Annotated in this window: 3 protein-coding genes; all 3 read left to right on the forward strand. The window is 54.3% G+C overall.

What is annotated here, in order from left to right:
- Nucleotides 1–1,519: T6SS effector BTH_I2691 family protein (locus E8E78_RS00250; protein ID WP_280311659.1), on the forward strand; the 1,519-nt coding region annotated here is incomplete at its 5' end.
- On the forward strand, nucleotides 1,516–2,331 hold the full coding sequence (locus tag E8E78_RS00255; RefSeq protein ID WP_230676184.1) for a DUF6708 domain-containing protein: 816 nt from the start codon (nucleotides 1,516–1,518) through the stop codon (nucleotides 2,329–2,331). The genes E8E78_RS00250 and E8E78_RS00255, both read left to right, overlap by 4 nt.
- On the forward strand, nucleotides 2,328–2,540 hold a 213-nt coding region (locus tag E8E78_RS00260; protein WP_280337069.1), incomplete at its 3' end, for a PAAR domain-containing protein. The genes E8E78_RS00255 and E8E78_RS00260, both read left to right, overlap by 4 nt.

Consider the following 2,540-nt stretch of genomic DNA (forward strand, 5'->3'; position numbering starts at 1 on the left):
CGCCTCGATCGCCGAGGCACGGGATCGGATGCATCGCAACATTGATGACATCGACATTCATTCAACCAGGGCCTGGAACAAGGTGCGGCCGATCATTCAACACGGGCTGATGAGCCTGGCAGTGCTCGACCCGCGATTTACCAACACCATGATCAGTGTGTCGGTGTGGGTCGAGGGTACCGCGGCGGACGTGCAGGGTCGGTTGTTTGAGGAAGCCAGCATGAAGGTGACCCAGGCGAGCAGCTTGGCGCAGCGGGCGTTGGTGGATATCTCGGTGGCGGCGGGGACGCTAGAGCCGGATGCGCGAAAGGTGTTCCAGAGGATGAAGATCACTGCGCAGCAGACGGCGGAGTTGGTGCGGACTGGCTTTCGCGGCTTGCGGGGTGTGGCCGGAAGCTGGGAAGTACTGCTGGCGATTGGAGGGCTGTATTTGCAATACGACAGCCTGGCCAAGAATCAGGAAAAAGCGGAAGCGGAGATTGGGCCCAAGGCCCATGAGGCCAAGTTAGCGTTGCAGGGTTCGCAATTGGGGTTGCTAGGGGGGCAAATTGAGCTGATTGGACTCGTGCTGAGGTCAATACCCGGGGCTAAGGGCGCGGCGGGAACTGGCGTTTCGCTAATCAAGTTTGGTGCAATTATTAGTGCAATAGCCGGGATATTTGATACGGCGCAAGCATTTGCTGCAGCAAAGCGCGTGCTAGCAGCAGGAGACAACAGAGCCGGAGCTATATATATCGGGGCGGGATTTGGGTTCACCGTTTCAACTGGCGTATTTGTATATGCAGTATTTAAACCGCTCATATTAGGGCCTTTAGGGTTGGCAGTGATGCTGGCGCTCACGGCGTACGCAATCAGCAAGTGGGCTGAAGGAAACGAATCTGTAGCCTTGGAGCGATGGGCGCGACGCTGCTGCTTTGGCAAAGCTGATGAGAAGCCAGCCGTATTCTGGGGCAGCCCGGAATATGCGGATATTGCGTTTGCAGAGCTTAATGCGGCGACCCTGGGTGTTTGCGCGGCGATTAACTTCGAGTCCAATCGGTCAATCAATTCGGCTGCGCCCAGGATAGGAGGGTTGGTCAGTTTGGAGTTAGAGCATAAACTTAAATTTCAAGTCGTGTTACCTAGTTACAGTGATGAATGCTCAGCTTTTCGCTTGGTCCTCGTAGTGCATCGGCATGGTGATGGCACTTTCCCCGACTTCTTTGGTGGAGAAACTGTGCTTGTGGAAGAATATCAGGCTCTCCCGATTGAGGCTCTCACTCAAGCGGCAAGATTTTCTGGTTTCTCTCAGCCCAGACTACCCGACTATAGAAAAAATATTTCAGTAAATAGAAAGCGTAAATCCGAGAGGTCAGAGGATTTGGCAATATCTTGGCTGGAAATCACTGGGGCTGCAGAGCTGATGCCGACTGTCGGGTCGCACACCATACGTGCTGCGACGCTGCTAGTAATGTACTGGCCAGATACAGCGCTGCCGGATGCTTATATTGAGATTTGCGTCAAGGAGCTTAACGAGTGAAAGCCAAGCCTAGAGCTCTTTGGGATAGGGCTTTGTTTTGGAGCTATGATCTGCCTGATGTGAATTCGCAGTCATCTCCGCGTTTTGGTGTTGAGGATGTTAAGCCAGCGCCGAATTATCTTGATGATGTGTGCCTAGAGCTTCCGAGGTCGAGTGTCAGTTTGCGTGGTGTTGCTGCTCTGGTAGGAGGGGCAACTTTAGTAATGTCATTTGGAATGGCCATTTATCTATATTTGCTAATGTTGAATGTTAATTGGTCGCGTGAGTGGTTTGTTTGCCTCGTCATGGTTTTATTGCCGCCGATCGCCATGTGGGCAATTGCATCCCATGTAAAGATGGACCTGATGCTCCCAAGGGACGAACCCATTCGTTTCAATCGCCTGCGTCGGAAAATCTATCTCTACCAATTTAGATTCAACTACATCTATCTTTTCAGCCGCAAACACTGGGGCGTCAAACCTGTCGCCTACAACTGGGACGACGTAACCGCCGAGGTTTATCGCGTCTATGCCCCCGGCCACGGCGGCCTGATAGAAAACGTCATGCTGTCGGTGCGCAATCCTGAAAGCAACGAAGTCATCGATCGCGTCTTCTTCACCCACGACCTCTACCACGGCGAGGCCTACTGGGCCATCGCCCGGCTGTTCATGCAACAAGGCCCCGAAGCCCTGCCAAAATTCGTGCACCCACCCCGCGACTGGAACGATGACGATGGCTTGAGCCACATGCATTGCCTGGCGCCGAAGGTTCATTGGCCGGAGGACATAGATCGCGAATCCCGTACTGCACCGTCTGAAGGAGAAGCCCTATGAATCCGGTTGTACTTGTAGGCCACCAACACAACTGTCCGCTGCATGGGGTAAACCAGGTCGAGAGCGGCAGCGCTACGTATACGTTTAACGGCAGGCCGGTCGCCAGGGTAGGTGACCGGACAATCTGTGGCGCGGTGATAGAGAGTGGGGCCGGGCATTTCCTGATCGAAGGTGCGGCGGTGGCCCGCAAAGGCGACCGGACGGATCAC

It is taken from the genome of Pseudomonas sp. BN505, from assembly GCF_029873175.1.
Classification (GTDB): Bacteria; Pseudomonadota; Gammaproteobacteria; order Pseudomonadales; family Pseudomonadaceae; genus Aquipseudomonas; species Aquipseudomonas putida.